Origin of the sequence: Sphingomonas sanguinis NBRC 13937, assembly GCF_001591005.1 — a bacterium.
Lineage (GTDB): Bacteria > Pseudomonadota > Alphaproteobacteria > Sphingomonadales > Sphingomonadaceae > Sphingomonas > Sphingomonas sanguinis.
Window position 1 is genome coordinate 99,430 of sequence record NZ_BCTY01000007.1, and the last position, 7,136, is coordinate 106,565.

The following is a 7,136-nucleotide window of genomic DNA, read 5'->3' on the forward strand; positions in this document are numbered from 1 at the left end:
ACGACGACAGGGGTCGGTTCGACTTTTCTGGGGTGGGTTTGGTGACAGCAATGACGGGTATGAAGACTGTGCGCGCGGGCGCCATATTGCTGGCGGGCACGATGCTGTCCGGTGTTCCCGTCTGGGCGCAGACCGCGCCGACCGTGCCGGGGGCGGGTGCCGCCCCCACGCCGGTGGTGGCCCCAGCGCCGGTGCGGACGATCAAGACACTGCGCGTCGAGGGCGCACAGCGTATCGAGCCGGAGACGGTGCTCTCCTACACCAAGCTGCGCGTCGGCATGCCCTATACGCCCGAGACGCTCGACCAGGCGCTGAAGGACCTTCAGGCGTCGGAGCTGTTCGCCGACTTCTCGATCACCGGCGTCGAGAGCGGCGATATCGTGCTGCGCGTGCGCGAGAACCCGATCATCAACCGGGTCATTCTGGAGGGCAACAAGCGCCTGAAGGAAGACAAGATCAAGAAGGAGATCAAGCTCGCGCCGCGGCAGATCTTCACCCGGACCGCGGTTCGCCAGGACGTGGCGCGCATCGTCGAGCTGTATCGTCGCCAAGGCCGTTTCGGCGCGGTGGTCGATCCGAAGATGGTCAATCTCGACCAGAATCGCGTCGACGTGGTGTTCGAAATCAGCGAAGGGCCCAAGTCCAAGGTCCGCCAGATCAACATCATCGGCAACGAGAAATTCTCCGACGACGAACTGCGTGGTGCGATGTACACCAAGCAGTCGCGTTGGTTCCGCTTCCTGTCCTCGGCCACCAGCTATGATCAGGATCGCCTGGCCGCCGACCAGCAGAAGCTGCGCCTGTTCTATCTGACCAACGGCTATGCCGATTTCCGCGTGACCAGCGCGGTGGCCGAGCTGACGCCGGACAAGAAGGACTTCATCATCACTTACGTGGTGGAGGAAGGTCCGCGCTACAAGTTCGGCGACGTGAAGGTCGACAGCCAGATTCGCGACTTCGACAATGGCAAGCTGGCCGCCTCGCTGCCGATGAAGAAGGGCGAGTGGTACAACGCCAAGCTGGTCGAGGATTCGATCGACAGCCTCAGCCAGACGGCGGGCCTGTTCGGTTATGCCTTCACCAATGTCGAGCCGGACATCCAGCGCGACAAGGACGCGCTGACCATGTCGGTGACGTTCAACATCGCCGAAGCGAAGCGCACCTATGTCGAGCGGATCGACATCAACGGCAACACGCAGACGCAGGACAAGGTCGTCCGCCGCGAAATCCGCGTGGCCGAGGGTGACGCCTTCAACAGCTTCCAGGTTCGCCGCAGCCAGGATCGCATCAACTCGCTGGGCTATTTCCAGGAAAAGCTGGAGATCAAGCAGAACCCGGGCTCGGCCCCCGACCGGATCGTGCTGGAAACCAATGTCGAGGAACAGTCGACCGGCTCGTTGCAGCTGTCGGCGGGTTATTCGTCGCTGGAACGCTTCATCATCCAGGCGAACATCACCCAGCGAAACTTCCGCGGCAAGGGCCAGGAACTGCGCGCAGGCGTCAACTATTCGGCCTATTCCAAGTCGATCGAACTGGGCTTCACCGAGCCTTATGTCTTCGACAAGAATATCGCGCTGGGCGTCGACGTGTTCCGCCGCGACTTCAACTCGTTCAACTATCTGGGCACCACCCGCCAGACGACCTACAGCCAGGTGTCGACCGGATTCCAGGTGCGCGCGGGTGTGCCGCTGACCGAATATTGGTCGCTGTCGGGCCGCTATGGCCTGACCTATGATCAGGTCGGGCTGGCTTCGTCCTTCTTCAACGCCGACGGCACCTGTAACTATCAGTCGGCGGGTCGCTATCTCTGCGACTCGATCGGCAATCGCTGGACCTCGTCGATCGGCTACTCGCTGATTTATGACAGCCTGAACAGCCGCCTGCGCCCGACCGCCGGTCAGCAATTCTCGTTCAGCCAGGACTTTGCGGGTCTAGGCGGCGACGTGAAATATATCCGTACCCGCGCGCAGGGTGCCAAGTTCAAGGGGCTCGGCAAGGGCTTCGTGTTCTCGGTGCAAGGCGAGGGTGGTTATATCCATTCGCTGGAAAGCAGCCGCGGCCCGGGCATCGATCCGGTCCGCATCGTCGACCGCTTCTATCTGGGCGAGCCGCAGTTCCGTGGCTTCGACATTCGCGGTGTCGGCCCGCGCGTGCTGCGTATTCCCTATGTCATCGGTGCCGATGGCAGCCAGACCAAGCAGACCGATCGCAACCAGATCGTCGACGACTCGCTGGGCGGTCGCGCTTATTATCTGGCCCGTGCCGAGCTGGAAGTGCCGTTGGGCTCGGGCGCGCGGGAAATGGGCCTGCGTCCCAGCATCTACGTCCAGGCGGGTAGTTTGTGGGGCGTCACGCGCCCGTTGCCCTCGCTCAATTTCCCGCAGGCGCGCGATGCCAGCGGCAAGCTGCTGTTCAACAAGGACGGTTCGCCCACGCTGGCGGCAGCGCCGCTGGTCGATAGCCAGGGACGGCAGGTGTATCAGGTGCCCAGCACCGCCGATGCCAGCATCGCCAACCAGCAGACCAACTGCGCGACGGGCTATGCGCCGCTGGGCAGCACGGCCTGCACCGGGACCACGGCCAATGTCGCGCTGCAGAACACCGCCTTCGCCGTCGAGGAATTCTATGGCGGCACGTGGAAGCCGCGCGTGTCGATCGGCGTCGGCGTGAACTGGAATTCACCATTCGGACCGCTGCGCATCGACTTGGCCAAGGCATTGGTCACGCAGCCGGGCGACGACCCCAAGCTCATCACTTTCAACGTAGGGACGCAGTTCTGATGAAGACGATTTCCAAGCTTCTCCTCGCGGCGGCGCTCGTCGCGCCGGCGGCGACCGTCGCGACCACCGCCAGCGCGCAGGTGAACGGCGTCGCCGTCGCCGACCCGCAGGGTGCGATCGCCGGTTCGCGCGCCTGGACCGCTGCCCGCCAGCAGATCGAGACGACCTACAAGGCCCAGCTCGACCAGGCCGAGACCCGCCGCGCCGCGATCGGCCGCGAACTCGAGCCGCTGGTCCAGGCGTTCCAGACCGCCCGTTCGGCGCCCAACGCCAACCAGGCCGCGCTGCGCACCCAGGCCGAATCGATCCAGGCCAAGCAGCAGGCCGGTGAGCAGGAACTCGCTCGCCTGACCCAGCCCGCCGCCCGTGCGCAGAGCTATGCGATCGAACAGATCCAGGCGCGTCTGGGCGAAGCGGTGCAGAACGCCGTGCGCGCCAAGAATGTCAGCCTGCTGGTCAGCCCGCAGGCGGTGCTATTCATGCAGCCGACCGCCGACATCACGTCGGCCGTGACCGCCGAGCTGGACAAGCTGGTCCCGACCGTCAGCATCACGCCGCCCGCCAACTGGCAGCCGGGCCAACAGGGTCAGCAGCAGGGTGCCGCTCCCGCCGCGACCGCTCCGGCCGCCGCCCCGGCGCCTGCCCGTCGCCAGAACAGCGGCCGGTAATACGTCCGTGAGCGAGACGGAAAAGACCACCATGGGCCCGCTCGACATCGGGCGGGTCATGGCGGCCCTGCCGCACCGCTATCCGATGCTGCTGGTCGATCGTGTCGAGGAAATCGTCCTCGACACGTCGATCCGCGCGGTGAAGGCGGTGACGATCAACGAGGGCTTTTTCCAGGGGCACTTCCCCGGCCGTCCGATCATGCCTGGCGTGCTGATCGTCGAGGCGCTGGCGCAGGCCGCTGGCGTGCTGGCGGTGGAAAGCCTGGGCCTCGCGGGGTCGGGCAAGCTCGTCTACTTCATGGCGATCGACGGCGCCAAGTTCCGCAAGCCTGTGGAACCCGGCGTCCTCCTCCATCTGGAGGTCGAATTCGTCCAGAAGCGGTCGAGCGTCTGCAAGTTCGCAGGGGTCGCCAAGATCGACGGCGTGACCGTCGCCGAGGCGAATTTCACCGCGATGATCGCCGATCCGCCCAAGGCCGCCTGATCGAACGCTTCGCCTATGGGCGGGGCGTTCCCGCACTTTGACTAAGGACGCGCGGTCCGCTATGGGCCGCGCTTCCCGTTTCCAGGCTGGTCGGAACCAGCCATTTTCGGAGCATTATCATGAAGACCGATACGCACCCCGACTATCACATGATCAAGGTCCAGATGACCGACGGCACCGTGTTCGAAACCCGCTCCACCTGGGGCAAGGAAGGCGACACGATGCAGCTCGACATCGATCCGCTGGCGCATCCGGCCTGGACCGGTGGTCGTGGCTCGCTGCTGGATACCGGCGGCCAGGTCGCGCGCTTCAACAAGCGTTTCGGTGGCGGTCTCACGCTCCGCAAGTAATCGCCTCACCCCCTGGGGTGAACGACAAAGGGCCCGGTGCTTCCCTCGCGAAGCGCCGGGCCTCTTTGCGTCGAGTGCGAGAGGATGACGAAAATTTTCAAAATGCGGTTTGCGGTCCATTAACCAGCGCTGTGCAACATAGCCTCATGTTTGCCGCCGAATTTGAACCCGCCGAATATACCAACCGCCGCCGCGCCCTGCGGAAGGCTGCGGCGCTCGATACCGAAATGGATCGAGGCGGGCTGTCCCGGGCTTTGTGCCGGGTGCTCGACATCTCGGTTCATGGTGCGCGGCTTCAGACCTATACCTCGCTTCGGCGCGGCTCGGACATCTGGTTGCGCCTGCCCCAGGTGGGCGAAGTCGCCGCGCATGTCGTCTGGGCCACCGACTTCGCCGCCGGCTGCCAGTTCGAAAAACCGCTGGCACCGGAGGCGTTCGAGATCCTCGCACCGCTCACCTGATCGGGGCGGCGGGCTGGTCAGCCCGGTACGGTTGCGCTACGCAGTGGCAAAGCCGTAACAAATGGAACCATCTTGACCTTGCCCGTCACCCCCGCGACTGCGCCCGCAACCGTGTTGCCGCGCAGTGAAGACAGCGTTGCGGCCGTCAGCGTGACCGAGCTGTTCACGATCGGCATCGGCCCGTCCAGCTCGCATACGGTCGGCCCGATGCGCGCGGCCAAGGCCTTTGCCACCGAAATGCTCGACACGGGCCTGGTCCCCGACCGGGTGCAGGCCGAATTGTTCGGCTCGCTTTCGCTTACGGGGCGCGGCCACCATAGCGACCGGGCGGTCCTGCTCGGTCTGGCGGGTGAGACGCCCGAGACGGTCGATCCAGACGCGATCGAGGCGATGCTGGCGGCCATTGCCGAAACGGGGCGAATCACGCTCGACGGGCGGCATGTGATGCCGTTTGACTATGAAGCCGACCTGCTGTTCCGCCCCGGTTTCCTGCCCGCTCATCCCAATGGCATGGTCTTCACCGCTTTCCTGCCCGACGGCAGCGCGGTCGTCCGCCGCTTCTATTCGATCGGCGGCGGCGCGATCCGGATGGAAGGGGCGGAGGCCATGCGCACCAACCGGCGGCTGGCGCATCCCTTTGCCTCGGGCGCGGAATTGCTGGCGCGGACGGCCGAGACCGGGCTGTCGATCGCCCAAATCGTGCGCGCCAACGAAGCCGCATGGCGCGAGGATGCCGAGATCGACGCATTTCTGGACCGCGTGCGCGACGCCATGTGCGGCGCGATCGAGCGGGGCTGTGCCGCCTCGGGTATTCTGCCCGGCGGCCTGAAGGTTCAGCGGCGCGCACAGGCGATTCGGCAGAAGCTGCTCGACCGCGGCCCGCGCACCGACCCCAGCCTGGTGTTCGAGTGGGTCAGCCTGTGGGCGCTGGCGGTGAACGAGGAAAATGCGGCAGGCGGCCGGGTCGTCACCGCGCCGACCAACGGCGCGGCGGGGGTGATCCCGGCGGTGCTGCGCTATTACGAAACGTTCGTCCACGGCGCGACGCGCGACGGCGTGCGCACCCTGCTGCTGACGGCGGCGGCGGTCGGGATGCTCTACAAGAAGCGCGCCTCGATCTCGGCGGCGGAGATGGGCTGTCAGGGCGAGGTCGGCGTCGCCTGCTCGATGGCGGCGGCGGGGCTGGCGGCGGCGCTGGGCGGCTCACCAGCGCAGGTCGAGAATGCCGCCGAGATCGGCATGGAGCATAATCTCGGCTTGACCTGCGATCCGATCGGCGGGCTGGTCCAGATCCCGTGTATCGAGCGCAACACGATGGGCGCGATCAAGGCGATCAACGCCGCCTATCTGGCGCTGCACGGCGACGGCAATCACATCGTCAGCCTGGACCAGGTGATCGAAACGATGCGCCAGACCGGCGAGGACATGAAATCCCAATATAAGGAAACCAGCCTCGGCGGTCTCGCGGTCAACGTCGTCGAGTGCTGATCACGTCCCCGCCGCCCAGCGGATCGCGTTGGTCAGGATGCGGTGATAGTCGGGATCGTCATAGAGTTCGGGCTCATGCCCCAGCGCCGAATAGAAGACCCGGCCCTTGGTGCGCGGGTTGATCCACATGATCGGGTGCGTGCCCATGCGTAAGGTGTCGCCGGGGCGGTAGCTCGTTTCGTCGAGCTGGGCGAGGATGGTCATTCCCTTGGCCGCCGGGTTGCGATCGAAGCTGTACCACTCGTCGCGTGGTGTCCAGGGCGTCTTCACCCCGGCCATGATCGGGTGGCGGGGCTGGACGATCTCGACCCGGGCGGGTTGGATATGATCCGCGCCGTTCGGATGGCCGGTGAAGGTCGTGCCGATGATCGTGTCGACATACCAGGGCGAAGTGTGGCTGTTATCGCCCGCCGCGTGCAGCGCGACCACGCCGCCACCACGCGCGACGAAGCGGGCGAGGGCCGCCTGTTGCTCCGGCGTCATGAACTCGCCGCTCGCGCTGTTTAGGACGATGACCGAGAAATGGGAAAGCTGGTCGTCGTTGAAGACGGCGGCATTCTCGGTCGTGAAGCTGGGACGGCCGAGCCGTTTGGCGATGTCGGCCAGGATGGCATTGGAATGCGGGATATGCTCGAAATGCCGCCAGCCATTGGTCTTGGAGACGATCAGCACGCCGTGCTTCAATCCGGCGGGCAGGGTAGGGGCCACGGTGTCGACCACCTTGGGCGGCAGATGCGGATCGGACGGCGCTTGCGCCACCGCGACCAGCGCAATCATCACCAGTGTTTTCAGCATCATCCGTCTCCCTTTTTGGGGACGATATCAAATCCTCCCCGGCACGGGGAGGGGGACCATGCGGAGCATGGTGGAGGGGGCTTTCCACCAAGGACACTTCTTGCGGAAGT

General features: G+C 65.3%; 7 protein-coding genes. 6 read left to right on the plus strand and 1 reads right to left on the minus strand.

All coding sequences use genetic code 11. The features are described from left to right. The first annotated feature begins 59 nt into the window (after positions 1 to 59). The 6 genes from bamA (at position 60) to SSA01S_RS05875 (ending at position 6,231) form a co-directional block, all read left to right on the plus strand. Positions 60 to 2,780: an outer membrane protein assembly factor BamA gene (gene bamA / locus SSA01S_RS05850; protein WP_156477682.1), complete on the plus strand. Its 2,721-nt coding sequence runs from the start codon at positions 60 to 62 to the stop codon at positions 2,778 to 2,780. Next, on the plus strand, positions 2,780 to 3,448 hold the full coding sequence (locus tag SSA01S_RS05855; protein ID WP_061779612.1) for an OmpH family outer membrane protein: 669 nt from the start codon (positions 2,780 to 2,782) through the stop codon (positions 3,446 to 3,448). The genes bamA and SSA01S_RS05855 overlap by 1 nt, the downstream gene beginning before the upstream one ends. 31 nt (positions 3,449 to 3,479) lie before the next feature. Beyond that, entirely contained in the window at positions 3,480 to 3,932 is a 453-nt protein-coding gene (gene fabZ, locus SSA01S_RS05860) for a 3-hydroxyacyl-ACP dehydratase FabZ (protein WP_058717901.1), read from the plus strand. 119 nt (positions 3,933 to 4,051) lie between these two features. After that, the gene (gene rpmE / locus SSA01S_RS05865; protein ID WP_058717894.1) at positions 4,052 to 4,282 is read left to right on the plus strand and encodes a 50S ribosomal protein L31; all 231 of its coding nucleotides are present in this window, start codon (positions 4,052 to 4,054) and stop codon (positions 4,280 to 4,282) included. Positions 4,283 to 4,428: 146 nt separating this feature from the next. After that, positions 4,429 to 4,743 (plus strand): PilZ domain-containing protein, encoded by a 315-nt coding sequence (locus tag SSA01S_RS05870; RefSeq protein ID WP_058717895.1) that lies wholly within the window; start codon positions 4,429 to 4,431, stop codon positions 4,741 to 4,743. A gap of 114 nt (positions 4,744 to 4,857) precedes the next feature. Continuing rightward, complete coding sequence (locus SSA01S_RS05875; RefSeq protein ID WP_061779613.1) at positions 4,858 to 6,231, plus strand: L-serine ammonia-lyase; 1,374 nt, start codon at positions 4,858 to 4,860, stop codon at positions 6,229 to 6,231. On the opposite strand, the gene SSA01S_RS05880 is transcribed toward SSA01S_RS05875, so the two are convergent. Next, positions 6,232 to 7,029, minus strand: coding sequence for a ThuA domain-containing protein (locus SSA01S_RS05880; RefSeq protein WP_061779614.1), 798 nt, complete (start codon positions 7,027 to 7,029; stop codon positions 6,232 to 6,234). It lies immediately after the preceding gene. Positions 7,030 to 7,136 lie beyond the last annotated feature (107 nt).

Coding starts and splice junctions, on each gene's coding strand:
- bamA (WP_156477682.1), top strand. CDS start 60: ATGAAGACTGTGCGCGCGGGCGCCATATTGCTGGCGGGCACGATGCTG.
- SSA01S_RS05855 (WP_061779612.1), top strand. CDS start 2,780: ATGAAGACGATTTCCAAGCTTCTCCTCGCGGCGGCGCTCGTCGCGCCG.
- fabZ (WP_058717901.1), top strand. CDS start 3,480: ATGGGCCCGCTCGACATCGGGCGGGTCATGGCGGCCCTGCCGCACCGC.
- rpmE (WP_058717894.1), top strand. CDS start 4,052: ATGAAGACCGATACGCACCCCGACTATCACATGATCAAGGTCCAGATG.
- SSA01S_RS05870 (WP_058717895.1), top strand. CDS start 4,429: ATGTTTGCCGCCGAATTTGAACCCGCCGAATATACCAACCGCCGCCGC.
- SSA01S_RS05880 (WP_061779614.1), bottom strand. CDS start 7,029: ATGATGCTGAAAACACTGGTGATGATTGCGCTGGTCGCGGTGGCGCAA.